Here is a 25,002-nt window from a genome sequence, read left to right as displayed (position 1 = left end):
GAGAAGGCGTGGATGTATCGGCGACTTGGCTTCGCCAAGTCGCTGGGGACAAGCCCGGCCATGACGGCGGAGGGTGGCGAGACGTATCGCGTCTCACGACTTTCCTACCGCCTCACACCTTCCCATCCACCGCGTATGCGTCCGGTTCGCAGAAAATCTATCGCGTGGGGAAAACCGCATGATAGCCTGCGGCCGCAACGGGCCAACTGATGATTCCCGGCACAACAAAAACAGGGGAGAAACCTCATGAGATTGCGCCTGCGTGCCATTTGGCCGGCTCTTGCGCTCGGTCTTGCAATTGCTCTGCTCATCACTCCAGTCATTCCGGCGAGCGCCGCCCAGATGGACACCAAGAGCTACACCATTCCCTCCAGCGAACCCGGCATCCAGCTGTTCGTCCGCAACAAGCGGCGGGCGGATGTCACCACATTCGGCCCGGACCGCACGCTGCTGTTTGTGCATGGCGCGACTTATCCGGCGGAAACCGCGTTCGACCTGCCGATCGCGGGCGCCTCGATGATGGACCTGTTCGCGGACGCCGGCTACGACGTGTGGCTGGTCGACGTGCGCGGCTATGGCGGCTCGACCCGCCCCGCCGCCATGAGCGAGCCGCCGGAAAAGAACAAGCCGCTGGTGTCCACCACCGAGGCGGTCACCGATTTCGGCACGGCCGTCGATCACATCCTTAAAGTACGCGGGCTCGACAAGATCAATGTGATGGGCTGGTCGTGGGGCACCTCGATCGTCGGTGCCTATACGGCCACCCATAACGACAAGGTCAACCGCCTGGTGCTGTACGCGCCGATCTGGCTCTTCAAGGAAGGCACACGGGTGCTGGCGGCCGGGCAGACGCTCGGTGCCTATCGGCTGGTGTCGAAGGCCTCGGCGAAGGACCGCTGGCTCAAGGATGTGCCGGAGGACAAGAAGACCACTCTGATTCCGCCCGGCGTGTTCGAGGCCTGGGCCGACGCCACCTGGGCCACCGATCCGGACAGCGCGAAGGAGCAAATGCTGCGCGCGCCCAACGGCGTCGCTCAGGACGTCAATGACTACTGGGCCGCGGGCAAGCCGTATTACGACCCGGGAAAGATCACGGTGCCAACGCTGCTGATTCACGCCGAATGGGACGCTGACCTGCCGAGCTATCAGGCGCAGGCCTATTTCACCAAGCTGGTCAACACGCCCTACAAACGCTTTGTCGAACTCGGCGAAGGCACGCACACGGTGATGATGGAAAAGAACCGCATGCAGTTCTTCCGCGAGATTCGCGGCTTCCTGGATGAGGCTTCGGCCCAGGCGTTGCGGTGAATTCAAGCATGTAGGACGGGATTAGCGCAGCGTAATCCGCCATGCTATTCTACCGTTGACAGCGGCGGGTTACGCCTTTGGCTGCCCCGCCCCAACAATCCAGACACACAATTCGAGAAACCATGTCCTTGCATTTCACTCTTGTGGCAGGACCTCTGGTCCAGGCGTCAAGCTGGGAGCCAACGGCCAAATGCCTGAGGGCGGCAGGATGTCGTGTCGAAGTGCCGGATGTATTGGCCTATCACCACTCGCCCCCCTCCTGGAACGCATGGAGCTCTCACCTTCTTGAGCATATGACCTCCTGCCATGAGCCAATCCTGGTGGGTCATAGTTCGGCGAGTGCGCTCGTTGCCGATCTCGCGACCAAACTGCCCACACGGGGCGTCATCATTGTGGACGGGGACGTGCCTCCATCGCAGGGCGCGGCCTTCCCCGTCAGGCTAGCCTTGCTCGATCTCATCAAGAGCCTCGTCGAACCCGACGGAATGCTTCCGATTTGGTCGAGATGGTCTGCGGGGGACAGGCGGCGTGTATCGCTCGTGGGTTTAGATATTTTGGCAAGCGACGCCGTGGCATTCGCCCAGTTCGAGAGCGAGCTTCCACGCATGCATATCGATTGGTTCGACGACACGATAGAGCTGGCCAACTGGGACCACATCCCCGCTGGTCTTATCCAGACTTCCGCAATCTACGATCACGCGGCCGCAGAAGCGCAGCGACGTGGCTGGCCGGTGATGAAACTGCAGGGCACACATTTGCATCCGACGCTTCGTCCAGCAGAGACTGCGGACGCAATTCTTTCCATGTCGCGCCATTTCGTTCCTGACGAGGAACATTCGTCCGCTCCTCAGCCCTGACGCAACCTTGCGAAACGTAAGCTAAGGCTTCAGCGCCTTTGCGAAGAACGCCGTGACGCGGCGGATGACATCTGCGGTCGCGGCGGCATTGGCGTCGTCGTCCTGGTGCGCGGGGCTGGGATCGTCGAAATTATGGGTGGCGCCGCGATAGAGCTGGAATTGGATGTCGCCGCCGCGGTCGCGACTCCTGTCGACCAGTTCGGCGCAGCGGCGCGGCGACACTTCTTCGTCGGCCGATCCGTGAAACACCCGCACCGGCGCATAGGACACGAGCCCGTTGTCGAACTGTCCCTTCAGCCCGCACGCGGGATAGAACGCGAGCGCGGCGCGAAAGCCGGTGGCCGGAGTCGGTGACGTGATGCCGGGTGCCGACGCCGACATGGTGGCGAGAACTGCGCTGCCGCCGTTGGACCAGCCTTGCAGTGCAATGCGGTCCGCAACGACGTCGTCGCGCGTCCGCAGCCAGGCCAGCGCGCCATAAGCGTCGAGCGGGCGCACCGTGACCTCGTTCAAGGTGTCGGGCCGTGTATCATAGCTGAAGCGCGGGAAGCCTTGCGGATAACCGCGCGGGCCGAAGCCGTCGACGAGGACGGCCAGATAGCCCTGCTCCGCCCAATGATGACCCCAGGCCTGATGCCGCCGCGACAATGTCGATGCGTCATAACGGCCCTTGGCGGCGGACGAGTAAGCGCCGGCGCGGCCATGCATCATCACCACCGCCGGCGTGCGCGCCGGATGTGGCCCCTCAGGCTTGAAGACATAGCCGACCAACGTGGTGCGGCCATCAGCGCTAGCAAAGGTGACGCGCTCCGGCAGCGGGCCCAATGACGGTCCGGCTGCGCCTGCCATTCGGACAGCCGGTATTGCGACACCCGCGAAGAGCGCGACACACCAGATCGCAGCGCGATGACGCAGAGCTTTCATGACACGATCCTTGCGACGCAGATTAACCCGCCAGCATCCCGCCTGAGTTAGTCTCTGCGACGCAACAATCGGTTCGTCACGCCGCTCACCGATACCCCGCCGCCTGCAGTTCGAACAGCTCGGCATAACGACCGGACTGCGTGACCAGCTCATCGTGGGTGCCGGCGGCCTCGACCTTGCCGTCGGCGAGCACCAGGATGCGGTCGGCCATGCGCACGCTGGAGAAGCGGTGCGAAATCAGCACTGCCGTGCGGCCGTGGCTCAGTTCCTTGAAGCGCTGGAACACCTCGAATTCGGCACGGGCGTCCAACGCGGCGGTCGGCTCGTCCAGGATCAGCACCTGGGCCTCGCGCATGTAGGCGCGGGCGATGGCGATCTTCTGCCATTCGCCGCCGGAGAGCTCGATGCCGTTCTTGAAGCGCTTGCCGATCATCTGCTCATAGCCGCCGGGCAGTCGCGCGATCACTTCATCTGCCTGGCTACGCTGGGCCGCGCGGGCGATGCGGTCGTGATCGGCGCGCGCCGCGATCTTGCCCACCGCGATGTTGTCGCCGGCGCTGAGATTGTAACGGACGAAATCCTGGAAGATCACGCCCATGTTGCCGCGCAGGGCATCGAGGTCGTACTCCCGCAGATCATGGCCATCGAGCAGGATGCGGCCTTCATCCGGATCGTAGAGCCGGGTCAAAAGCTTCACCAAAGTGGTCTTGCCGGCGCCGTTTTCGCCGACCAGGGCGATGACTTCATTGGCCTGCAGGGTGAAAGAGAGATGGCGCACCGCCCAGCGCTCGGCGCCGGGATAGATGAAGCCGACATCCTCGAACACGAAGCCCTGGCGGATCGGCTGCGGAAACGGCCGCGGATTTGTCGGCGACAGGATTTCCGGCTCGACCTCGAAGAACGAGAACAGATCGTTCAGGTACAGCGCGAGACTGGCGGTGACCGAGAAGCTCGACAGCAGACCTTCCAGCAGCGTGCGCAGCCGCAGGAACGAGCCGGCGAGAAACGTGAGATCGCCGATCGAGAACGCGCCTTGCAAGGTGCGCCAGGCGATATAGGCATAAGCGAGATAATAACCGATGGTGCCGATGGCGGTGAACAGCCCGCCCCAGCCGGCACGCCGCAACGCCAGCGCGCGATTGGCGGCATAGAAGTCCCCGGCAAGGCGCACATAACGCTCGATCAGGAAGCCGTTGAGGCCGAAGATCTTCACCTCCTTGGCGGTGTCGACCGAGGCCGCGGTCTGGCGGATATAATCCAGCTCGCGCCGTTCCGGCGTGCGGACGAAATCCAGCGAATAACTGCGCGCATTGAAATGCGCCTCGCCCAGGAACGCCGGCACCACCGCGATCAGCAGCAGCACGATCAGCCAGGGCGCATAGGCCACGAGCCCGGCGGCGAAACTGACCACGGTGACGATATCCTGCGCCTGGCTGAACAACTGCCCCAGCAGGGTCATGCGGCCACTGGTCTGGCGGCGTGCGCGCTCCAGCCGGTCCTGGAATTCGGAGTCCTCGAAGTCCTCCAGATCCAGCGTCGCCGCATGCTGCATCAGCCGCACACTCGAGGCATTGCTGACGCGCTCGGACAAGAGACTGTCGACCAGCGAGACGACACGGCCCAGGATGTCCGCCAGCACGGCCAGCGCGAACTCGGACAGCAGCAGCATGCCGAGCCAGTTCAGCTGGCCGCTGTCGATCCATTGGCTGAGCGTCGCCGGCTTGTCCGGCGCCTGCACCAGATGCACGACGTCGTCGATGATCAGCTTGCCGATATAAAGCGTGACGATCGGCAGCAGCGCCCGCACCAGGCGCAGCAGCAGCGACACCGTCATCAGGCCCGGACTGGTGCGCCAGACCATGGCGATGAACGGCCGCAGGTTTTTCAGCGCGCCGACCCGTTCCCGGAACGAGCGATCGCTCAATGTCGGGCCGCCGGGGGATGGAAATCCGGAGGCCCGGCCCGGCTCCGTGCCGCCCTCGCTGGACTGACGTGGCATCTGCTTCCTTGTTGTCGCAGGAGAAGTTTACAGCCCGGCGACGCGCGATGCGATCCCTGCTGCCATCGGAATCCGACAGCGGCGCGCGTATCCTCACTTAAACTTGATGCCTGCGCGCCAATTTTGCCTCCAGCACGGCCGCTTCGAGAATTTCGTTCCGCGACCACCCGAGATGCCGCTCATGTTGCATGGCGTGACGACCGCCCCTGCCGGAACGGCCCTTCCCGCGGCGCGCGGCATGGGTATGATCCCGCTCCGACGCAGCGTCCGCTGCCGCCGTCATCATCATAAGCAGAAGGAGACAATCCCATGACGCACGCCATTCGTTTTCACAAGACCGGCGGTCCCGAGGTCCTGGTCTGGGAGCAGGTCGAGGTCGGCAAGCCCGGCCCGGGTGAAGCCCGCATCCGCCACACGGCAGTGGGCCTCAACTTCGTCGACATCTATAACCGCTCCGGGCTTTATCCGGTGCAGCTGCCGAGCGGCCTCGGCGCCGAAGGCGCGGGCGTGGTCGAAGAGGTCGGCGCCGATGTCACCGACCTGAAAGCCGGCGACCGCGTCGCCTATGGCTCGTCGCCACTGGGCGCCTATGCCGAGGCGCGGCTGATCCCGGCCGACCGCCTGCACAAGCTGCCCGACAGCATCGACGACAAGACGGCGGCTGCGATGATGCTGAAAGGCCTGACCACGCAATACCTGATCCGGCAGACCTATAAGGTGAAGGCCGGCGATACCATCCTGCTGCACGCAGCCGCCGGCGGCGTCGGCACCATTCTCAGCCAGTGGGCCAAACATCTCGGCGCCACCGTGATCGGCACCGTCGGCAGCGAGGAGAAGGCGAAGCTCGCCAAATCGCACGGTTGCGACCACACTATTCTCTATAACAAGGAGGATTTCGTGGCGCGGGTGAAGGAGATCACCGGGGGCAAGATGGTGCCCGTGGTCTATGATTCCGTCGGCAAGGACACCTTCCTGAAGTCGCTGGATTGCCTCGCGCCCTATGGCCTGGTCGCGCTGTTCGGCCAGTCTTCCGGCAATGTGGAGCCGCTCAATCTGGGCCTGCTGGCGCAGAAGGGCTCGCTCTATGTCACGCGCCCGACGCTGCAGACCTACGGCGCCAAGCGCGAGAACCTCGTCACCATGGGTGACGAACTGTTCGACGTGGTGGGCTCCGGTGCGGTGAAGATCGAGGTGCACCAGACCTATCCGCTGAAGGACGCGGCCAGGGCGCATGCGGATCTTGCCGCGCGGAAGACCACGGGATCGACGGTGCTGCTGGTGTGAGAACGAGAGATATGTAGCCCGGATGAGCGCAGCGATATCCGGGACTCACGCTCTCTCCCGGATGTCGCTTCGCTCATCCGGGCTACGACGCTGGTGTGAGGTCAATGGATGTCGATGCACATCCTCTTATTCTGCTGTCGTCCCCCGGCTCGACCGGGGGACCCAGTAAACGCAGGCGTTACTTGGTGTGCTCCGCGTTCACCCACTCGCACCGGGCGTACTGAATGCCCGCGTTCATGGGCATGACAGCAACGGGTGTCGAGACGTTTTGCCACTTTCTGCGTCAAGATTTCACCCCGATCACGCCGCCCCGAGATAAGCCGCGATCACCTCGGGATTGTTGGCGATGTCGGCTGCCGGTCCCTGCAGCTTGATGCGGCCGGTTTCCAGCACATAGGCATGGTCGGAGACTTCGAGCGCGGCCTGGGCGTTCTGCTCCACCAGCAGGATGGTGCGGCCCTCGGCCTTGAGTGCGCGGATGATCGCAAAGATCTCTTCGACGAACAGCGGCGCCAGGCCCATCGAGGGCTCGTCCAGCAGCAACAGTTTCGGATCGGCCATCAGCGCGCGGCCGATCGCCAGCATCTGCTGCTCGCCGCCGGACAGAAGTCCGGCGAGCTGCTGCAGCCGCTCGCCCAACCGCGGAAAACGCTCCAGCACGCCGGTCCGGCGGCGCGCGATCTCGGCCTGCGCCGGCACCAGATAGGCGCCCATGCGCAGGTTTTCCTCGATGGTCATGTTGGCGAACACCTGCCGCCCTTCCGGCACCTGGACGATGCCGGCGCGCGCGATCTTGTAGGCCGATCGTCCCGTGATATCGGTGCCTTGAAAGCGGATCGAGCCGGCGCGCGCCTTGAGCAAACCGCTGAGACCGCGCAGGGTCGTGGTCTTGCCGGCACCATTGGCGCCGATCAGCGACACCACCGCACCCTCCGGCACATCGAGATCGATCGCCTTAACCGCATCAGTGCGGTTGTAGCCAAGCGTCAGGCCGCGAACCTCCAGCACGCTCATGCCTCGCCCCTCTTCAGACGCTCGGCCACCTTGGCGCCGAGATAGGCTTCGATCACCGCCGGATCGTCGCGGACTTCGCGCGGGCTGCCCTCGGCGATCTTGCGGCCGAAATTCAGCACAGTGATCCGGTCGCACAGGCTCATGACAAAGTGCATGTCGTGCTCGACCAGCAGCAGCGTCAGCCCCTGCTGCTTCAGGCGCAACAACAGGCCGACCAGATCCTGGGTCTCGGCCGGGTTCATGCCGGCGGCGGGTTCATCCAGCAGCAGCAACTTCGGGTCGGACGCGAGCGCGCGCGCAATCTCAACCCGGCGCTGGTCGCCATAAGGCAGATCCCCGGCGCGCCGATCGGCGGCCGCGGCGAGGCCGACAAAATCCAGCAGCTCATCGGCGCGCGCCCTGGTGGCGGCTTCTTCAGTGCGGAAACGGCCCAGGCGCGACAGGATCTCCGGCACGGTCGCGTGCAAACGCGCCTGCATGCCGGTCATCACATTCTCGCGCACCGTCATTTCCGCGAACATGCGGATGTTCTGGAACGTGCGCGAGAGGCCGGCGCGGGTGCGTAACCAGCTCGGCAAGCCATCGAGCGGCGCGCCGGCGAGTTTCACGGAGCCGGAGGTCGGCGGCAGCAGCCCGGAAATCAGATTGAAGCAGGTGGTCTTGCCGGCGCCGTTCGGGCCGATCAAGCCGTGCACCGTGCCGGGCCGGACCTGGAACGAGACATGATCGACCGCGACCAGCCCGCGGAAACGGATGGTGAGATCCTGGACATCGAGCAGTTCTGCATTGTCGGCCGGATTGATCGTTGCGTCGGTTGTCATGGCGCTCATCCGATCCGTCCGATGCGCCAGACCAGGAGGCCGCGCGGCATGAACAGCACCGCAACCACGATGATGAAGCCGTTCACCACCAGCTTGAAATCATGCAGCGCGGTCAGGAATTCCGGCAGCAGCGTCAGAATGATGGCGCCGAGCACCGGGCCGAACGGCGATCCGATGCCGCCCAGCAGCGCAAACGAGAGAATGGTCACCGCCTGGTCGAACGAATAATCGTTCGGGCCGATGAAGCTGTTGGCGTGGGCGTTGAGGGCGCCGGCCAGACCGGCCAGCATAGCGGACACCACCAGCGCGCCCATTTTCATCGCCGGCAGATTGACGCCCATCACGCCGGCCGCGACTTCATCCTCGCGCATCGCCTCCATGGCGCGTCCCAGGCGCGAGCGCGCGACCAGCACGAAACCCAGCAGCACCAGTGCCAGCAGGCTGAAGATCAGTGTGAAACTGGTTTTGCTGGGAATGCCCGACAGCCCCAGCGCACCACCGGTGAAATCAGAGGCGTTGCAGACAATGCGCAGGATCTCGCCCAGCGCGATCGTCGCCAGCGCCAGATAGACACCGGTCAGCTTCAGCGTCGGCCCGCCGATCAAGAGCGCCGCCAGCGCCGGCACCACCATGGCGGCGAGCAGCACGGCGGGAAACGGCCAGTTCAGATGCAGCGTCAGCAGCGCCGAAACATAGGCGCCGAGGCCCATGAAGGCGGCCTGCCCCAGCGAGAGCTGGCCGACCGCCAGCACCGTGTAGATCGACAGCGCCAGCAGGCCGTTAATGCCGACGGCAAAGATCAGGCTCTGGTAGGAAAAGAAGAAGTTGTCGAGGGCGGCGGACATGCGGGACTCCGGTCAGGCGCGCTTGACCGGCGCGCGGCCGAACAGGCCGACCGGACGAAACCAGAGCGTGGCGACCAGCAGGACGAAGCCAACCGCATCCTTCAGGTTCGACGAGATGAAGCCCGCGGTGAGCACTTCGAGCACCCCGATCAGGATGCCGGCGACCAGCGCGCCCCTGATGTCGCCGAGGCCGCCGATGATGATGACGGCAAAGCCCTTCAGCATCATGGTCTCGCCCATGTAGGGCTGGATCGCGTTGAAGTTCAGCCCGATCAGCACACCGGCGGCGCTGCCGAGCGCGCCCGAAATGAACGACACCAGCCACACCACCGCATCGGTGTTGACGCCCATCAGCTGCGCCGCCTCGCCATTCTCGGCCAGCGCACGCATCGCCAATCCGAGACGGGTGAAACGAATGAGGGACAGCAGCGCCAGCACAATCAGCACGGTGGTGACCATGATCAGGATCTGCGACATGTTCATGCGCACATCGCCGAGCGTGATAGCGGCATGGCTGATGACGGCGGGCGGCAGCCGGCGGATCTCGGTGCCGAACAGCGCGGTCATCAGCGTATACAGCAGCAGCGTGGCGCCGAGCGTCACCATCAGCGATGCCAGCTCCGGCGCCTTCTTGCGCCGCAGCGGTGTCAGCAGCGCCGCATCGAACAGCACGGCGATCAGGCCGGTGAGCACGGCCGCGCCCGGCAGCGCCAGCCCAATCGGCAGGCCCAGCCCCTTGGTGGCGTACAGGGCCAGAAACGCGCCGGTGGAAAAATAGAAGCCGTAAGTGAGATTGATGACGCCAAGCACGCCGAACATCAGCGTGAAGCCAAGCGCGAACAGCGCGTAGGTCGAACCCAGCACCAGCCCGTTGAGGAGCTGCTGCGGAAGCTGCTGGAGGATTTGCGCGAGCATGGCGGGACCGGGTCGAGGCCCGCGACCGGCAAACGCCGGCCACGAGCAAGATTGCTAGAGCACGAGGAGTTTAAGCTGAGTCATATCCGTCATCCTGAGGTGCGCGCCTTTGCGCGCCTCGAAGGATGAACGGCCTCGGAATCGCTGCTCGGGCCGTCGCCCTTCGAGGGCCATGCTGCGCATGGCCACCTCAGGGTGACGGATCACATTGATCGAACCTAACGTCATCATGCAATAAGGACAGTTACTTGAGGATCTGGAACTTGCCGCCCTTCATCTCGATCACCACGACGCCGGAGGTGTCGGCCGGATCGCGGTCGGCGGTGAAGGAGAACGGACCCATCACGCCGGTCGACTTGGTGGCCTGCAGCGCGGTCTTGATCTTCTCGCTGTCGGCGGCGCCGGCCTTGTTGATGGCATCGGCCACGATGTGCAGGGTGTCGTAGGCTTGCGCTGCGAACTGGTCCGGATCTTCCTTGTACTTGGCGCGGTAGTCGGTCACGAACTTGGTGTTGGCGGCGTCATCCTTGGCGATGAACCAGGGGCTGCCCACCAGCGTGCCGTCGGCCGCTTCGCCGGCGATGTCGCCAAGCTTGGGCGAATTGAAGCCGTTGCCGCCGATGAAACGCACCTTCGGATCGATGCCGATCGCGCGCGCGCCGAGCAGGATGCCGGAGGCCGGCTCGACCAGGGCCGAGACCACGATCGCATCCGGGTTCAGGCTCTTGATCTTGGTCAGCTGCGCCGAGAAATCGCTGTCCTTGGAGCCGAAGGTTTCGGTGGTCAGGATCTGGATGCCGAGCTTGTCGAGCGTGGCCTTGAACACGTCATAGCCGGATTTGCTGAAGGCATCGTCGTTGGCGTACATCACAGCCACCTTCTTGATGCCGAACTTGGCCTGCGCCGCCTTCAGGGTCACCGGAATGACGTCGCTCTCCGGCAGCGAGGTGCGGAACACATAGGAGCCGATCGCGGTGATGCCGGCGGCCGTGGTCGAGGTACCGACAATCGGCACCTTCTGCTGATTGGCGACGGGGCCGACGGCGAACATCTCGTTGGAGATGGTGGGCCCCAGCAGCAACGGCACCTTGGCGAGGCCGATCAGCTTGCGCGCACCATTGACGGCCTGGTCCTTGTTGCCGGCCGAGTCCTCATACTGGATCACCAGCTTCTTGCCGCCGAGCACGCCTGCCTTGTTGACCTCGCCGAGCGCCAGATCGAAACCGTTCTTGATGGCGACGCCATAGCGGGCGTTCGGGCCAGTCAGGATTTCGATGGCGCCGATGGTGACATCGTCGGCTTTGGCAGGCACGGCCCAGATCGCAGCGGCGGCGGCAAGCGCCAAAACAGAGACAGCAAGAGTCGGTTTGTTCATCAGCAGGTTCCCCCCGTGACAGTTTGTGGCGGCGCGGCCGTCTTGAGCAGCGGCCTCGCGCATTTGAGGTTTGCTTAGAACACCAGATCCTTTGGGGTTCAAGCAAAATGGGGCGGCTTTGCGGCATGGCATGCGGGCTCCACGTTGCCATTCGAGAGTGATGGCCGCAGCCGCATGTTCATTGATTGCGCAATGAGGGCGCCAGAGGAACTAAAATTACGACGCGAGCCCAAGTTGAGCAATGATTGAAAAACTCGATGGACGCGGGCTTGGAATCGTCGGCCGGGTCACGGATCGCGGTCCATCACGGCTCGCCTGGCCTGGTCGCAGGCAAGCAGCGTCCTCACCGTGAGAAGCCGGCACTACCCCGCCGTGCGGGCGATGAACGCCTCGCGCAGCCGGCTGATGTCGTCGGCGTTGACGTCGGACACCGCCGAGAACAGCAAGCCGTCCTTGCTCCAGCTCATGATGTTGTAGCCGTCACGCGACGACGTGGTGGTGGCGGCCGCCGGCGCCGGCCAGATGAAGATATTGATGAGATGGCCGTGGCGCCGGTAGATCAGCGCCGCGACAACGCGGCCGCCGATATAGTCGACGCGGCCGCCGACCAGCGGAAAGCCTTGTGGCGCGAGATCGACCACCGGCGGGGAAAAATCGATCTTGCCATTGAACCACGGTTTCACCGTGTGCTGGTCGGAGGTGGCGACATCGGTCAGATGGTTGGCCAGCAGCGAGCGCACATGCCCTGATACGATCTCGTCCTGCAGCGAGCCATTCTGCTGCAGCGGCGCCACCACCAGGAACACACTCGCGGCGAGCGCCGCCAGCGACGGGATGAACAGCCACTGCCGGATCCATCCGAGCAAGCGCGATCCCGCCCCCTCGACGGATTGACGCGGCGTGCGCTCCTGCGTCCGCGCCTCCCGTGCGAGCGCATCGAGCACCTGAGCGCGGACATGATCCGGCGTGCGCCACCGTACCCCGTTTTGTCCGATCGCCTGTTTCAAAGCCCGCAGCCTTTCAAGTTCCTGGGTGCAACCAGTGCACGCGGCCAGATGCCGCTCGACCTGCAGCGCGTGCATCGCATCGAGTTCGCCGTCGACAAAGCCGTGCAGTGTCAACGCCCACTCCGCGCAGGGCTCCGAAACCGAGGTCGTCATGCGCCGGCCTCCTGCCCGTCCCGTCGCGAGCTCCAGGCCTGCTGGAACTGCTGCCGTGCCCGCGCCAGCCGCGACATCACGGTGCCGATCGGCAGCGCGGCGATCTCGGCGATCTCGCGATACGACAGGCCTTCGAGCTCGCGCAGCACCAGCATTTCGCGTAAACTCCGCGGCAAGGTATTCAGCACGCCGCGCACCGCCTGCGTCTCGGCGCGACGCAGCAAGGCCTGCTCCGGCGTGTCGTCCTCGGAAGCCACATCGAACGCCGGCGCTTCATCCGATAACGGAGTGACATCAACCTCGACACGCCCCTTGCGTTTGCGCTGCTGCAGCCAGTTGAGATAGCAGTTGCGCACAATGGTGAAGATCCAGGCGCGGGCATCGCCGCCCTGGTAACCGTCGAACCCGCGATAGGCACGCAGGAACGCCTCCTGAACGATATCCTGCGCCGCATCGGCATCGCGGCTGAGGAAGCGCGCGAAATTATACGCAGCATCGAGATGCGGCACGATCTCGCGCTGGAACCGATCGAGCCCGTTGGCACCGCCGTGCGATCGGACCAGCGGCGCGGCCTCGCTTCGTTCCATCGCCAGCGGCGCGGCCGCGGGGCGCGCGGATTGTGTGCGCGATCCCCACCCATCGATGGCGATCGCTGCCATCAGCGAGGCTTTGGCGGCCGACGCCGCACGGCAAACCGACAATGCCACGGCATCCAGCACAAGCCAGCCAGCCTCTCTGCCGCCGGTGACCGATAGAGAACTCATGCGCGCGCCGTCTCGCCGTTGCTGAACCTGCAGAATAGACCGCCCAATCTCCCGCTTTATTCTCCTTCGTTCAAAAAAATTTCATCGACCCTCGCGGCGCTTCTCGCAGAGCCGGGAAAACCACTTCGATTCAAGGTGTTGGAGCCGGCCACGCGAACGGCCCCTGCCCCGCCGGCCCCCCTTCATCGACAATCGCGCAGAATAAATCGCCGCCGCCCCCGGTCTGTCTGCCCGGAGGCCCCACGGGATTTGCCGCGGCGCGCGCTCCCATCCGATCAGAGGAGAACACCCATGCTCGATCTGTCCCGCCGGAGCCTGCTGGCATCCGCGGCTTTCGCCGCCGCCTTCGGGCTCAACAAGAAATTGGCCTTTGTGGGTCCGGCTCACGCCCAGACGCCGCTCGAGCCGAGCGTCGGCTTCCACAAATACAAGGTCGGCGCCATCGAAGTCACCGCCGTCTATGACGGCATCTGGCGCAAGCCGCACGATCCCGCCTTCATCAAGGACGTATCGGTCGACGAGACCAAGGCCGCGCTTGCCAAGGCGGGCCTCACCACCGAGTTCATGCCGATCCCGCTCACCGTGCTGGTGCTCAAGATCGGCGACAAGCACATCATGATCGATGCCGGCTCGGGTGTCGGCCAATGGCAGGCCAACGCCACCAACCTGCCGGCCAACATGAAGGCCGCGGGCATCGATCGCGAGCAGATCAGCACCATCCTGATGACCCATTTCCATCCCGACCACGCCTGGGGCCTGATGGAAAAAGGCACCAACGCGCCGGTGTTTCCCAATGCCGAACTCGTGGTCAACGCCACCGAATACAACTTCTGGACCGAGCCCGGCCGGGTCGAGAAACTCCCCGAGGGCCGCAAGGCCGCCGGCAAGCGCATCGCCACCGTGTTTCCAGCCTGGAAGAACTGGAAGCTGGTGGAGGACAACGCGGAAGTCGCTCCCGGCGTTCGCATCGTCTCGGCGTTCGGCCACACCCCCGGCCACTCGGCCTATCTCGTCACCTCCGGCAAGGAGCAACTGATGGCATCGGCCGACACCATGTATGTGCCGGCGCTGCTTGCGCCGCATCCGGAGTGGCAGGGCGCCTACGACCAGGACGGAGCGATGGCGATCGCCACCCGCCGCAAGCTGATCGACCGCGTCATCGCCGACAAGATGATGATCTGGGGCTCGCACTTCCCGTTCCCCGGCGCCGGCACGTTCGTCAGGGATGGCAACGCCTACGCCTTCACGCCCACCACGAATGCCTGACCGGCGAGAGCACACGCTTAACAAGCACAGAGAGACAACTCCCATGATCAAACAGCAACGCCTTCAAACCCTCGCCTTGGTGCTGGGCCTCGCCCTCGCCCCGGCTTTTTTCGCAGCACCAGCCTACGCCGTCGACAACATGTCGTCCTCATCGGACGCGCCAGACCTGACCGCCGTGCGCGCCAAGATCAAGGACAAGGACTACGCCGGGGCGCTGAAGGACCTGCGCGAGCTGGTCGAGGACACCCAGCACGCCGACGTCTACAACCTGCTCGGCTTTACGCTGCGCAAGACCGGCGACACCAAGACGTCGCTCGCCTACTACACCAAGGCGCTGGAGTTGCAGCCGGACCACAAGGGTGCGCACGAGTATCTCGGCGAACTGTATGTGGAGACCGGCAACATGGACAAGGCGAAAGAGCAACTCGCGGTGCTGGCCAAGCTGTGTCCCGGCGGCTGCGAGGAGCGCGAGGATCTGCAGAAGGCGATCAGCGCGAAGTCGGCGAGCAATTAGAGACTGCTGCCTGCACCATCTCCGAACTCCGCGACATACGCGAGTTTGACCCGCGAATGTCGCGTCATTTTCAGTGTCGTCGCCCGGCTCGACCGGGCGACCCAGTAGGCAACACAACCAGTGGGTAGAACGACGACGCCAAAAGCGGTGGACGCCGATCCACATTTACCAGCTCATCCATCACGCCATACGCACCGGGATTACTGGATCGTCCGGTCGAGCCGGACGATGACACTGAAGATGTGGAGGCGTTTTGGCGCATCAACACGTGAGATGAAGACCATGAACACCGCACCGGACACATCACATACCTTCCCGCACGACCTCATCCTCCTGCTCAGCCGCCTGCTGCTCGCCTGGATCTTCGTGCACGAAGGCGTCCTTCTGATCGCGAACTTCAGCACCGCATCCGCCGGCATGGCGAAACTCGGCGTGCCGCCCCCGCTGGTCATCGCCACCATCGCCCTGCAGCTTGTCGCCGGCCTTGCGATCGCCACCGGTGTGCTGCTGCGCCCGGCAGCTGCAGCGCTCGGCCTGTTCTGCGTGGCGACGGCTGTGCTGTTTCACACGAATTTCGCCAATCGCAACGAACTGCTGCACTTCGAAAAGGACCTTGCGATCGCCGGCGGGATGTTCGCACTGGCGCTGTGCGGCGCCGGGCGCTGGAGTATCGCGCTGGTGTGGCGAACACGATCCGCGCACGTGATCGTGACGCCGCAGGCCGCTCGCGAGTCCGCAACGCAAGAATAAACGCAGCTCGCACAGCGTCTTTTCCTTCGAGCGCCGCGATTGAGCGGCGCAATCAGACGGGAGAGACTCTTATGACCCAAGTCAAGATCATCCAGGTCCATACTCGCCGCATCATCATGCCCCTCCTGTTCGCCGCTGCATCGGCCGCAACACTGCTTGGCCCCACCGTTACGACACCAGCGCATGCAGAAGAGAACGGTTGGTGCCTTGTCCAGGACGATCAGGCGCGCTGCGATTACACCAGCTTCCAGCAATGCCGCCGTACCGGGCAGGGCCTCGGCGCAAGTTGCACCGAAAATCCGCGGATCACGCCGCGCATGCCGACGCGCGCCGTCAGCACGGGATCACGATAGCTGCCCGGCGCTCGCAGACACCATCGCATTCCAGAACAACGAACGGGAATCGCCGGAGGCCACCATGACGATCGACAACGACATCCATCGCAACGCGCGTTCACCGCTTGGAGCGCTGGCCCATGTGCTGGAACGTATCGGCCTCGCCGTGACGGGCGCGGTCTGCGGCCTGTTCGTATCCGTGCCGATGGCCAGGAACGACATCGATATCCTGGGATCGGTCGGCTTCGTGGTCGGCATGATGCTGTGCGGGTTCACCGGCTTCTACCTCGGGATCGACATGCCGACCCGGATGCGGCTTCGCGTTCGCCCGCAGACGGACCGCGACGCGGGCGCGATCGAACTGCTGAGCGGCGGCGGGACGTTCCTCACCGCCGCCGCAACGCTGGTCTCGATCGACCTGCTGATCTTCGGCGACACGCTCTCGGGCGTTTGGGGCAGCGTATCCGGTGTCTGCTGGCTGGTGGGCATCGGCCTGCAGTCGATCGGCGGTGTTTTGGCACGGCTGCGTCGCCGTGAAGATGAACAGGTAAGGTAAATTCAGCTGCGGTCCCGTGAAACCGGGAGGTCGTCATGGCATTGTCGACACAACTGGTGCATAAATCCTCGGTCGATCGTTCGACAAAGTGTTCCGCCGTCGAGCCTGAGTTTGTTCATGAAGCGCCTTCCGCTTATCTTGCTGGCGACCGGCGTGTTGCTGTTCGTGGTCGCGCTGCTCGGCTACCTGTTCGTCAACTGGCGGCCGGCAACGCTGCGCATTGCGGTCGGGCCGGCCGGCAGCGAGGACGTCAAGGTCATCCAGGAGGTCGCTCAGGCCTTCACCGGCGAACGCCATTATGTGCGGCTGAAGGTGATGGTGACCGAGGGTGCTACGCAGAGCGCCGCCGCCATCGCCAACAACACTGCCGACCTCGCGGTGGTGCGCGCCGACGTCAACCTGCCGCGCAACGCGCTCTCGACCGCGATCTTCCGCAAGAACCTGGTGGTGCTGTGGGTGCCGAACACACCTGCGGCGAAGGGCCAGAAGGCGGTCAAGACCGTCGCCGATCTCAACGGGCGCCGCATCGGCGTCATCGGCAGGACGCCCGCCAACGTCAACCTGCTGAAGACCATCCTGACCGAGTCCGGCGTGGCGCCGGACAAAGTCACCGTCGTGCAGTTCAGCGTCAGTGAAATCGGCGAGGCGCTGCGCGCCCAGAAGGTGGATGCGTTCATGGCGGTCGGACCCGCCGACAGCAAGATCACCGTCGAGGCGCTCAATGCCACCACCAAGGCCGGGAGTTCCCCGACCTTCATCCCGATTGATGCCGCCGAGATCGTCGCGCGCAAGTTTCCGGTGTATGAATCTTCCGAACTCGCGGCGGGCGCGTTTGGCGCCAGCCCCTCGCGGCCGGACGACGACGTTACGACCCTCGCCGTCAATCACCTGATCGTCGCCCGCAAGGAATTGCATGAGCTGACGGTGACGGCGTTCACCAAGCAGCTGTTCGCCATTCGCCATACCCTGCAGAAGGATTTCCCCGGCGTCGCCAACATCCAGACCCCGGAGACCGACAAGGCCGCCGCGGTCCCGGCGCACCCGGGCGCCGCCGCCTACATCGACGGCACCGAGCGGACGTTCCTGGAGCGCTACAGCGATTTCATGTGGCTGGGCCTGATGGTGGTGTCTGGCATCCTGTCCGGCGGCGCCGGACTGCGCAGCTACATGCGCCGTGACGAGCGCGCGCGCAACACCGCGCTGCGCAACCGGATGCTGGACATGATCACCGAGGCCCGCGCCGGAAGTTCAATCGACGAACTCGATGCGCTACAGAAGGAAGCCGACGACATCCTGCGCGACACGCTGAAGTGTTTCGAGGACGGCGCGGTCGAAGAGGATACCCTGTCCGCCTTCAACATCGCGCTGGACCAGTTCCACAACGCGGTCGCCGACCGCAAGGGCTGGATCGCCGGCACGCCCTCGGCGCGGCGGGCGTCGTGATTTGTCGTTGCCGGGCTTGTCCCGGCAACCCCGCTTAGGAGCGCACTGCCTCCCTAAGCGGGATCACCGGGACAAGCCCGGTGATGACAATAGTGGGTGGGTTGCCCTCACGCCGCCTCCGCCATCAGATCCGCCAAATGCCGCGCCACGATGCGCGCCACGTCAGCCGCGTGGGTTGCGATCATGAAGTGCGACGCGCCGGTGACGGTGGTGAGCATGGCGTCGGGGATGTGGGTGGCCAAAAGTTCATTGGCGCGCTGCGCGGCGGGATGGCTATGCTCGCCCCACAGCACCAGCGTCGGTACCGTGACCGCTTCGAGCACCCCGCGCGACAGCACGCAATCGTAGGCGCTGGCCCAGTCCAGGATGTTGACTGGCGTGGTCTCCACCGCATAGGCGCGCACACGCGGCGGCCATGACGCGAAGGTGCCGGCACCGCCATAAAAATCGACCATCGCCTCGATCGCGTTGGCGTCACCGCGCTGATGGGCCGCGAAATAGCGGTCGGTCATGTCGTGGAAAGCGCGATACAGCTGCGGTTCGCCGCAAGTGCGCAGCACATCCGGCGCCGGCGCCTCCGCAATGGTCAGGCTCGCGAGCTCGACCTCATCACGCATCGCGACCGCGAGCGACACCAGGCCGCCGAACGAATGGCCGACCAGATGCACCGGCGCATTGCGCGCGCCGGCGGCGCGGCGCACCACCGCTTCGACCATCTCGGCTTCCCGGGCGATCGAGGGATTGGCCGCGGTGCGACGTTCGGTACTGCCACCGTAGCCCAGAAGGCTGGTGGTGACGCAACGGAAGCGGCCCCCGAGCGATGCAATCACCGGCCGCCACGCAGCGCCAGTGCTGCAGGAGCCGGGCACGAACACAATGACAGGGCCATCGCCGGTTTCGTCATAGTCGATGGCGCCGCGGGGATCATCGATCATGGTCGCAAAGTCCTCGATCCGGATGACACCGTGTCACCGACGGTGTCATCGAACAATCATGAGTGGCAAAATGTGCCGGTGCGCTCTGGTAGTCACGCCAGGCACGTAGATGGTTCGATTGTGTGCGGAGGATCACAGTCGTATGCGGCGAATGCACCTATTGGAGCAACGTCTTTGTTATCCCGGGACACAAGCGACCGCGCATGGCCCCGGGATGACGTCATCTTCTCCCTCGTTCGGAGGAGTTTTAGTGCCGCGTGATCACCACTTCGAGATATTCGCTGGGCACCACCACGGTGCCGTCACCGGAACGATTGAACTGGGCGAGCAGCGCGCGGATATCACTCTCGAGTGCGGCCTGTCCTGCGCCATCGAGCGCAGCGAAGGCTTTCAGCACCGGGCCGTAATAGGTTCGGAAAATCTCCAGCCAGTGATCGGCCGAGCGATAGCGGAACACGAAGGTGCGCGGCGTCGCGCTGATCCGTGCATGCGGCTCGAACAATTGCCCGAGGCGCTCGCGCGTGCCCCACAGCGCCGGTGACCGGGCGCCGGCTGGCGGCGGCAGGTGCTTGCCGATGGTCTTGAACAGCTGGCCGATAAAGCCGTCCGGGGTCCAGTTGGCGAGGCCGATGCGGCCGCCGGGACGGCAGACCCGCAGCATCTCGCGGGCCGCGCACTCCTGGTCGGGTGTGAACATCACGCCAAAGGTCGACACCACCACGTCGAAGCTCGCGTCGTCGAACGGCAGGTCTTCCGCGTCGGCCTGCTGAATGTCCATGGGGAGGCGATCGGCGTCGGCGCGCTCGCGGGCGCGTTCCAGCAGCGCAGGCACGTAATCGGTCGCGACCACATCGCACCAGCGCCGCGCCGCGGCCAGCGAGACGTTGCCGTTGCCGGCGGCGACGTCGAGCACGCGCGCGCCGGCGCGCAGGTCCAGCGCCTCGCACAGCTCCTCGCCGACGATCTGCAGGGTGGTGCCGACAATGGCATAGTCGCCGGACGACCACGCGCCTTGTTGGCGCGCCTTGATCGCCTTAAGGTCGGGTTGCTCGGCCGGCCGGGCCTGCGTCGTTGTGTCAGCGGAAGTGGCCATCTTCGATCTCCATGAGGGGTCAGGCCCGCCGCAACAACGGGCGCGGTGCACTTGGGGTCGTGATCTTGGGGTCGTGATGTGGATAAAGTGCACGCCATCCCGCGCACGAGGGCCGGCGTTCGAATCGCACGGGTTGAACCAGGTCTTGAGCCTTGAAACAGGTCGTACCAGAGCGTTCGAACCAAACGGCCGCATCAGCGACCACTTGAGCAGGACGGCATGGAGAGGAGCGAGGGAGCCGACGTGGAAATGTCCATGGAATCCGCCCAGGAGAATCGGACAGTGGAAACTCTGCAGGTACGCCTGCTCGGTGCACTGACGGTCATTCGGGATGGCAAGACCATGGCGCTGCCGGCGTCGCGCAAGGTGCGCGCCCTGCTCGCCTACCTGGCGCTGGCGCCGCGAGCGGTGCCGCGCAGCCAGCTCTGCGACCTGTTGTGGGACGTGCCGAACGATCCGCGGGGCGAGTTGCGCTGGTGCCTGAGCAAGCTGCGCGCCATCATCGATACACCGGAGCGGCGCCGGGTGGAAACCAGCGGTGACACCGTGCGGCTCGACCTCTCCGATGCGTTCGTGGACGCAATCACGATCACACGCGCCGTGCAGAGCGGCCTCGCCACACTGCCGCCTGTGCAGCTGCGCGCCCTCGCAACCCTTTGCGCCGGCGAATTCCTCGACGGCTTCGAGATCGACCGCAACCCCTCATTCAATACCTGGCTCACCGCGCAGCGCCGCCAGTTCCGCGGCCGCCATGCGGCGGTGCTGGAGCAACTCGCCGGATCGGTCGACGAAAACGAGATGATGGGCGTGCTCGAGGCCTGGCTCGCGCTGGCGCCGCTCGATCCGCGGGTGCATGAGAAACTGCTGCAGGCCTTTGCCCGCCGCGGGCAGTTGCGCGAGGGCGACGACCACCTCGCTGCCACGGTGCAACTGTTCGACGCCGACGGGCTCGATGTCGCGCCGCTGCACGCGATGTGGCGTATCGCTAAGGCGAACGCCGGCACGGCGCCAAAGGCCCACGTCATCGATACGTCGCCGCCGGAGATGGCAGCAGCTGTTTCAGCGGGACGGCCGCTTGACGGACCACGCCGCGCCTCGATTGCGGTGATGCCGTTTGTCGAGCGGGCGACCGCAACAGATCATCCGGCGGCCGGACTCCCCGGCGGGCTCGCGGACGGGCTGGTGCATGACGTGATCACCCGGCTCGCCAAGCTGCGCAGCCTGTTCGTGATCGCCGAGGGCACGGTGTTCGCGCTTGGTGAGCGACGCATCGGCGCCGAAGAGGCCGGCCGGATGCTGAATGTCGACTATGTGGTCAGCGGATCGCTGCGTCGCCAGGGCAGCCGCCTCACGGTCTCGATCGAACTCTCGGAGACCCGCACCGCGCGGATTGTCTGGGCCGAGGTTTTCGATCAGGCGATCGACAACGCTTTCATCGTGCTGGACGACATCGGCAATCGCATCGTGTCCTCGATCGCCGGCGAGATCGAAACCGTGGAGCGCAACCGCGCCATCCTGAAGCCGCCGAATTCCCTCGATGCCTGGGAGGCGCATCATCGCGGCCTGTGGCACATGTATCGCTTCAACAAGGAGGACAACGCGCGAGCGCAGCACTTCTTCGAGACCGCGATCCGGCTCGATCCCACCTTCGCGCGCGCCTATGGCGGCTTGTCCTTCGCCCATTTCCAGAATGCATTCCAGGGCTGGGCCCCGCGCGAGCGCGAGACCATCAGCGCCTTCGACGCCGCGGGGCAAAGCCTGATGGCCGACGATCGCGATCCGATGGCGCACTGGGCGATGGGGCGCGCGCTGTGGCTGCGCGGCGCGCACGACCAGTCCATCGTCGAGCTCTCGCAAGCGGTAGATCTCAGCCCGAACTTCGCACAGGGCCAGTACGCGCTGGCATTCGTGCATTCGCAATCCGGCGATCCGCAGGCCGCGGTGACCTTCTCCGACCAGTCACGACAATTGAGCCCGTTCGATCCGATGCTGTTCGCGATGCTCGGCGCTCGCGCCATGGCACTGGCACGTCTCGGGCGCTTCGAGGAGGCTGCCGAGTTCGCCGTCAAGGCAGCCGCCCGCCCCAACGCCCACGCCCAGATCCTCGCCATCGCCGCCTATTGCCTGGCGCTCGCCAGCCGCCTGGACGATGCGCGCAGATATCTGGCGGAGATTCACAAGACCCGGGCGGGCTACGACATCCACGATTTCCTCACCGCCATGCAGTTCGATCCCGACAGCGTTGCGCTATTTCGTGGTGCGGCGAAACGGATCGGGGGATAGGGCGGGTCGGCATTGCGCCTCGACCAGCAAAGCGGCAAGCTCATCGCCCGATCCGGACCATGGACATGCCAGCCCCGCACGATGCCGCCGATCCCGTTGTTGTTCTGCCGGCGGTTGCCGATGCGGAGCATCTCACGGCCATGCTTCGCCGGGCCGGCGTCCTTGGCGATGGAGGTGTCGCCGGAGTCGTGGCCGCAACTCCATTCGTGAAGCTACGCTCGCGCACCTTCCGGCTGCATCTCACCTACGACGGCCCGGCGCCAGATGCGCCGGCATCCGTCATCCTGAAAACGGGACATCTGGACCCTGCGGGTCGACCGTCGTACCCGAACCGCAATGAGGTCGCGTTCTATCGCGATGTCGCGCCGGTCCTGCCGGATGGGGTGGTGCCGCGCTGTTTCGAAGCCCGGGAGGCCACCGATGTCAACAGCTGGCACCTCCTGCTCGAAGACCTGACGCAGACGCATGCCATCGCCACCGAATGGCCGCTGCCGCCGTCGTTCGCGCAGTGTGAAGCCATGGTGGCGACGCTGGCGCGCTTCCATGCCGCGTGGTGGGACGATCCGCGCCTCGGTGTTTCCATCGGAAACTGGCCCGGTGCAGAGGACTGGGATCGAACCCGGCAACACCTTGCGGAACAACTGGCGCAGTTCAGCGATCGTTTCGGTGAAGTGATGCCGCCCGAACGACGTGCGCTGCATGAGCGTTTGCTCGACCGTGCGCCGGGTCTCTCGCGCATTCGCGCACGGCGCCACCTGACGCTGGTTCACGGCGACGCTCATACCTGGAACATCTTCCTTCCCCGGCCCGGCATCGACGACAGTGCCCGATTGTTCGACTGGGAGGCCTGGAGCCTCGACATCGCCACCGACGACCTCGCGTATATGATGGCGATGCTGTGGTACCCCGACCGCAGGCAACGGATGGAGCGGCCGCTGCTAGACCATTATCACGTGGATCTCGTCCGGCGCGGCGTGCGCGGCTATGACCGCCAGGCACTGGAGGACGATTATCGGCTCTCCGCGCTCTGGCTGATCACGCGGCCCGTGAGGCAGGCCCTCGGCAACATCGCTCCACGGGTCTGGTGGAACAATCTCGAACGCATCTGGCTCGCGGTCGATGATCTCGGCTGCCGCGCCTTGCTGGAATGACGCCACCCATTGCCCGGGGCAAGCCACCGTCACGATTTACGAATGGCGGTCACGCGGTCAGCGCGGCTCTCTTTAGGTGGAGCCGCCGTCGCTGGCTTGCTATGAGGGGCTGATACAAACCGGCCTTTGCTGCAACGCGAAATACGGCATATTTCCAACATGACCATCGAGACGGTGGAGGGCCTGAGCTTTCCGAAGCGCGAGACGACCCTGCTGTCGTTCGTCTCGGCGGCGCATTTCATCAGCCATGTCCACATCATGGTGGTGCCGGCGCTGATCCCGCTGCTGCCGGGCTATTTCGGGGTCAGTTTTCTTCAGATCGGCGTGGCGCTGACCGTGTTCAACCTGGTGTCGCTGGTGGTGCAGACTCCGATGGGCTTCATCACCGACCGGGTCGGTGCCTGGACCATGCTGATCCTGGCGCTGACGCTCGGCGGTGCGAGTTTCGGCTCGCTGGCGCTGATCCCGAGTTATGGCTGGCTGCTGGCCGCCATGGTGCTCGCCGGCGTCGCCAACGGAATCTATCACCCGGCCGATTATGCACTGCTGTCGGCCTCGATTGGTGAGCGGCGGCTGGGCAAGGCGTTTTCGATCCACACTTTCGCGGGCTTTTTCGGCACGGCTGTCACGCCCGCCGTCCTGCTCGCGGTCGCCAACCAGATGAGCACGGGCAGCGCGTGTGCGCTGGCCGGCATCGCCAGCGTCACGGTGGCCCTGGTCATTCTCGGCGCGGCACCGCGCCGGGCCGAGCCCGGAAAGTCCGGCGTTGTCGCAAAACCGACATCGCACCGGCTGAAGGACGTGGCGACGCCGCAAGTGATGCTGCTGACGCTGCTGTTCGTGCTGCTCAGCCTCAGCAGCATCGGCATTTCGGCGTTTGCCGTCACCGCCCTGATCAAGGGTTATGGCGCGGACCTGCCGTCGGCGAGTTCGGCGCTGACCGCGTTCCTGTTCGCCGGCGCTTGCGGCGTACTGGCCGGCGGTTTTCTCGCCGACCGCTTGCATCATCACGGCGTGGTCGCCTCCATCGCCATGGTGATTGCGGCGATGCTGACCCTCGCCATCGCCATCACGCATCTGTCGGGCCTGCCGCTGATTTTCGCGATGGCCGGTGCCGGCTTCCTCGCGGGCGTGATTACTCCTTCGCGAGATCTGCTGGTTCGCGCTGCCTCGCCACGCGGCGCCGAGGGCCGCGTGTTCGGGATCGTCTCCACCGGCTTCAACATCGGCGGCGCCATCGGCCCGATCCTGTTCGCCTGGCTGGTCGACCATGGCTACTATCAGGCAGTGTTCGGCGTCACCGCATTGTTCATGGTGCTGACCGCGGCGCTGACTTTCCTGCCGGTGTTCGAGAAAAGGCAGGCGGCTTGATCGACACACCCGCGCCCGGCACAATCGCGCGCGGATCGG

General features: G+C 64.9%; 23 protein-coding genes. 12 read left to right on the top strand and 11 right to left on the bottom strand.

Annotated features, from left to right (window positions below; all coding sequences use genetic code 11):
* The first annotated feature begins 246 nt into the window (after positions 1-246).
* Together RS897_RS20595 and RS897_RS20590 are read left to right on the top strand one after the other, a co-directional pair.
* The gene (locus tag RS897_RS20595; RefSeq protein WP_315838339.1) at positions 247-1,308 is read left to right on the top strand and encodes an alpha/beta hydrolase; all 1,062 of its coding nucleotides are present in this window, start codon (positions 247-249) and stop codon (positions 1,306-1,308) included.
* 122 nt (positions 1,309-1,430) lie between these two features.
* Complete coding sequence (locus RS897_RS20590) at positions 1,431-2,165, top strand: alpha/beta hydrolase (protein WP_315838338.1); 735 nt, start codon at positions 1,431-1,433, stop codon at positions 2,163-2,165.
* A gap of 21 nt (positions 2,166-2,186) precedes the next feature.
* Here the strand turns inward: RS897_RS20590 and RS897_RS20585 are convergent, their stop codons facing one another.
* Positions 2,187-3,089: a dienelactone hydrolase family protein gene (locus RS897_RS20585; protein WP_315838337.1), complete on the bottom strand. Its 903-nt coding sequence runs from the start codon at positions 3,087-3,089 to the stop codon at positions 2,187-2,189.
* Positions 3,090-3,174: 85 nt separating this feature from the next.
* Positions 3,175-5,088: an ABC transporter ATP-binding protein gene (locus RS897_RS20580; protein WP_315838336.1), complete on the bottom strand. Its 1,914-nt coding sequence runs from the start codon at positions 5,086-5,088 to the stop codon at positions 3,175-3,177.
* A 309-nt stretch (positions 5,089-5,397) separates the two neighbouring features.
* Between RS897_RS20580 and RS897_RS20575 the strand changes: the two genes are divergently transcribed.
* Positions 5,398-6,372 carry a quinone oxidoreductase family protein gene (locus RS897_RS20575; protein WP_315838335.1) on the top strand — a complete coding sequence of 325 codons (975 nt, stop codon included), beginning with the start codon at positions 5,398-5,400 and terminating at the stop codon, positions 6,370-6,372.
* A 300-nt stretch (positions 6,373-6,672) separates the two neighbouring features.
* Here the strand turns inward: RS897_RS20575 and RS897_RS20570 are convergent, their stop codons facing one another.
* The 7 genes from RS897_RS20570 to RS897_RS20540 all read right to left on the bottom strand — a co-directional run bounded on the left by RS897_RS20570 (position 6,673) and on the right by RS897_RS20540 (position 13,266).
* Positions 6,673-7,380 carry an ABC transporter ATP-binding protein gene (locus RS897_RS20570; protein ID WP_425476424.1) on the bottom strand — a complete coding sequence of 236 codons (708 nt, stop codon included), beginning with the start codon at positions 7,378-7,380 and terminating at the stop codon, positions 6,673-6,675.
* A gap of 2 nt (positions 7,381-7,382) precedes the next feature.
* Positions 7,383-8,207 (bottom strand): ABC transporter ATP-binding protein, encoded by an 825-nt coding sequence (locus RS897_RS20565; RefSeq protein ID WP_315838333.1) that lies wholly within the window; start codon positions 8,205-8,207, stop codon positions 7,383-7,385.
* 5 nt (positions 8,208-8,212) lie between these two features.
* Positions 8,213-9,052 (bottom strand): branched-chain amino acid ABC transporter permease, encoded by an 840-nt coding sequence (locus RS897_RS20560; protein WP_315838332.1) that lies wholly within the window; start codon positions 9,050-9,052, stop codon positions 8,213-8,215.
* A gap of 12 nt (positions 9,053-9,064) precedes the next feature.
* Positions 9,065-9,967 (bottom strand): branched-chain amino acid ABC transporter permease, encoded by a 903-nt coding sequence (locus tag RS897_RS20555; protein WP_315838331.1) that lies wholly within the window; start codon positions 9,965-9,967, stop codon positions 9,065-9,067.
* Between the two features lie 244 nt (positions 9,968-10,211).
* Positions 10,212-11,342, bottom strand: coding sequence for an ABC transporter substrate-binding protein (locus tag RS897_RS20550; RefSeq protein ID WP_315838330.1), 1,131 nt, complete (start codon positions 11,340-11,342; stop codon positions 10,212-10,214).
* Positions 11,343-11,704: 362 nt separating this feature from the next.
* Positions 11,705-12,502, bottom strand: a complete 798-nt coding sequence (locus RS897_RS20545; protein ID WP_315838329.1) for an anti-sigma factor family protein — start codon at positions 12,500-12,502, stop codon at positions 11,705-11,707.
* Entirely contained in the window at positions 12,499-13,266 is a 768-nt protein-coding gene (locus RS897_RS20540) for a sigma-70 family RNA polymerase sigma factor (protein WP_315838328.1), read from the bottom strand. The genes RS897_RS20545 and RS897_RS20540 overlap by 4 nt, the downstream gene beginning before the upstream one ends.
* Positions 13,267-13,557: 291 nt before the next feature.
* On the opposite strand from RS897_RS20540, the gene RS897_RS20535 reads away from it, so the two are divergent.
* From RS897_RS20535 to RS897_RS20510, 6 genes are all read left to right on the top strand, one after another.
* Positions 13,558-14,532, top strand: coding sequence for an MBL fold metallo-hydrolase (locus tag RS897_RS20535; RefSeq protein ID WP_315838327.1), 975 nt, complete (start codon positions 13,558-13,560; stop codon positions 14,530-14,532).
* 43 nt (positions 14,533-14,575) lie between these two features.
* Positions 14,576-15,046 carry a tetratricopeptide repeat protein gene (locus RS897_RS20530; RefSeq protein ID WP_315838326.1) on the top strand — a complete coding sequence of 157 codons (471 nt, stop codon included), beginning with the start codon at positions 14,576-14,578 and terminating at the stop codon, positions 15,044-15,046.
* A gap of 282 nt (positions 15,047-15,328) precedes the next feature.
* Entirely contained in the window at positions 15,329-15,796 is a 468-nt protein-coding gene (locus tag RS897_RS20525) for a DoxX family protein (RefSeq protein ID WP_315838325.1), read from the top strand.
* A gap of 71 nt (positions 15,797-15,867) precedes the next feature.
* The gene (locus RS897_RS20520; protein WP_315838324.1) at positions 15,868-16,149 is read left to right on the top strand and encodes a DUF3551 domain-containing protein; all 282 of its coding nucleotides are present in this window, start codon (positions 15,868-15,870) and stop codon (positions 16,147-16,149) included.
* 64 nt (positions 16,150-16,213) lie between these two features.
* On the top strand, positions 16,214-16,687 hold the full coding sequence (locus RS897_RS20515) for a hypothetical protein (protein ID WP_315838323.1): 474 nt from the start codon (positions 16,214-16,216) through the stop codon (positions 16,685-16,687).
* A gap of 117 nt (positions 16,688-16,804) precedes the next feature.
* On the top strand, positions 16,805-18,130 hold the full coding sequence (locus RS897_RS20510; protein WP_315838322.1) for a TAXI family TRAP transporter solute-binding subunit: 1,326 nt from the start codon (positions 16,805-16,807) through the stop codon (positions 18,128-18,130).
* Between the two features lie 107 nt (positions 18,131-18,237).
* On the opposite strand, the gene RS897_RS20505 is transcribed toward RS897_RS20510, so the two are convergent.
* Both RS897_RS20505 and RS897_RS20500 read right to left on the bottom strand, forming a co-directional pair.
* Positions 18,238-19,065 (bottom strand): alpha/beta fold hydrolase, encoded by an 828-nt coding sequence (locus RS897_RS20505; RefSeq protein ID WP_315838321.1) that lies wholly within the window; start codon positions 19,063-19,065, stop codon positions 18,238-18,240.
* 247 nt (positions 19,066-19,312) lie between these two features.
* A complete protein-coding gene (locus RS897_RS20500; RefSeq protein ID WP_315838320.1) occupies positions 19,313-20,158 on the bottom strand; it encodes a class I SAM-dependent methyltransferase in 846 nt (281 codons plus the stop codon).
* A 255-nt stretch (positions 20,159-20,413) separates the two neighbouring features.
* On the opposite strand from RS897_RS20500, the gene RS897_RS20495 reads away from it, so the two are divergent.
* The 3 genes from RS897_RS20495 to RS897_RS20485 all read left to right on the top strand — a co-directional run bounded on the left by RS897_RS20495 (position 20,414) and on the right by RS897_RS20485 (position 24,963).
* Complete coding sequence (locus tag RS897_RS20495; protein WP_315838319.1) at positions 20,414-22,441, top strand: transcriptional regulator; 2,028 nt, start codon at positions 20,414-20,416, stop codon at positions 22,439-22,441.
* Positions 22,442-22,500: 59 nt separating this feature from the next.
* Positions 22,501-23,592 (top strand): protein kinase family protein, encoded by a 1,092-nt coding sequence (locus tag RS897_RS20490; protein WP_315838318.1) that lies wholly within the window; start codon positions 22,501-22,503, stop codon positions 23,590-23,592.
* Positions 23,593-23,751: 159 nt separating this feature from the next.
* On the top strand, positions 23,752-24,963 hold the full coding sequence (locus tag RS897_RS20485; RefSeq protein ID WP_315838317.1) for an MFS transporter: 1,212 nt from the start codon (positions 23,752-23,754) through the stop codon (positions 24,961-24,963).
* Positions 24,964-25,002: the final 39 nt, after the last annotated feature.

The organism is Bradyrhizobium prioriisuperbiae (genome assembly GCF_032397745.1).
Lineage (GTDB): Bacteria > Pseudomonadota > Alphaproteobacteria > Rhizobiales > Xanthobacteraceae > Bradyrhizobium_A > Bradyrhizobium_A prioriisuperbiae.
Note: the sequence above shows the minus strand (reverse complement) of the source record. Positions and strands in the feature narration are given on the sequence as shown.

What these genes read in the sequence shown, in the direction of transcription:
- RS897_RS20595 (WP_315838339.1), top strand. Translation starts at nt 247, where the DNA reads ATGAGATTGCGCCTGCGTGCCATTTGGCCGGCTCTTGCGCTCGGTCTT.
- RS897_RS20590 (WP_315838338.1), top strand. Translation starts at nt 1,431, where the DNA reads ATGTCCTTGCATTTCACTCTTGTGGCAGGACCTCTGGTCCAGGCGTCA.
- RS897_RS20585 (WP_315838337.1), bottom strand. Translation starts at nt 3,089, where the DNA reads ATGAAAGCTCTGCGTCATCGCGCTGCGATCTGGTGTGTCGCGCTCTTC.
- RS897_RS20580 (WP_315838336.1), bottom strand. Translation starts at nt 5,088, where the DNA reads ATGCCACGTCAGTCCAGCGAGGGCGGCACGGAGCCGGGCCGGGCCTCC.
- RS897_RS20575 (WP_315838335.1), top strand. Translation starts at nt 5,398, where the DNA reads ATGACGCACGCCATTCGTTTTCACAAGACCGGCGGTCCCGAGGTCCTG.
- RS897_RS20565 (WP_315838333.1), bottom strand. Translation starts at nt 8,207, where the DNA reads ATGACAACCGACGCAACGATCAATCCGGCCGACAATGCAGAACTGCTC.
- RS897_RS20560 (WP_315838332.1), bottom strand. Translation starts at nt 9,052, where the DNA reads ATGTCCGCCGCCCTCGACAACTTCTTCTTTTCCTACCAGAGCCTGATC.
- RS897_RS20555 (WP_315838331.1), bottom strand. Translation starts at nt 9,967, where the DNA reads ATGCTCGCGCAAATCCTCCAGCAGCTTCCGCAGCAGCTCCTCAACGGG.
- RS897_RS20550 (WP_315838330.1), bottom strand. Translation starts at nt 11,342, where the DNA reads ATGAACAAACCGACTCTTGCTGTCTCTGTTTTGGCGCTTGCCGCCGCC.
- RS897_RS20545 (WP_315838329.1), bottom strand. Translation starts at nt 12,502, where the DNA reads ATGACGACCTCGGTTTCGGAGCCCTGCGCGGAGTGGGCGTTGACACTG.
- RS897_RS20540 (WP_315838328.1), bottom strand. Translation starts at nt 13,266, where the DNA reads ATGAGTTCTCTATCGGTCACCGGCGGCAGAGAGGCTGGCTGGCTTGTG.
- RS897_RS20535 (WP_315838327.1), top strand. Translation starts at nt 13,558, where the DNA reads ATGCTCGATCTGTCCCGCCGGAGCCTGCTGGCATCCGCGGCTTTCGCC.
- RS897_RS20530 (WP_315838326.1), top strand. Translation starts at nt 14,576, where the DNA reads ATGATCAAACAGCAACGCCTTCAAACCCTCGCCTTGGTGCTGGGCCTC.
- RS897_RS20525 (WP_315838325.1), top strand. Translation starts at nt 15,329, where the DNA reads ATGAACACCGCACCGGACACATCACATACCTTCCCGCACGACCTCATC.
- RS897_RS20520 (WP_315838324.1), top strand. Translation starts at nt 15,868, where the DNA reads ATGACCCAAGTCAAGATCATCCAGGTCCATACTCGCCGCATCATCATG.
- RS897_RS20515 (WP_315838323.1), top strand. Translation starts at nt 16,214, where the DNA reads ATGACGATCGACAACGACATCCATCGCAACGCGCGTTCACCGCTTGGA.
- RS897_RS20510 (WP_315838322.1), top strand. Translation starts at nt 16,805, where the DNA reads ATGAAGCGCCTTCCGCTTATCTTGCTGGCGACCGGCGTGTTGCTGTTC.
- RS897_RS20505 (WP_315838321.1), bottom strand. Translation starts at nt 19,065, where the DNA reads ATGATCGATGATCCCCGCGGCGCCATCGACTATGACGAAACCGGCGAT.
- RS897_RS20500 (WP_315838320.1), bottom strand. Translation starts at nt 20,158, where the DNA reads ATGGCCACTTCCGCTGACACAACGACGCAGGCCCGGCCGGCCGAGCAA.
- RS897_RS20495 (WP_315838319.1), top strand. Translation starts at nt 20,414, where the DNA reads ATGGAATCCGCCCAGGAGAATCGGACAGTGGAAACTCTGCAGGTACGC.
- RS897_RS20490 (WP_315838318.1), top strand. Translation starts at nt 22,501, where the DNA reads ATGGACATGCCAGCCCCGCACGATGCCGCCGATCCCGTTGTTGTTCTG.
- RS897_RS20485 (WP_315838317.1), top strand. Translation starts at nt 23,752, where the DNA reads ATGACCATCGAGACGGTGGAGGGCCTGAGCTTTCCGAAGCGCGAGACG.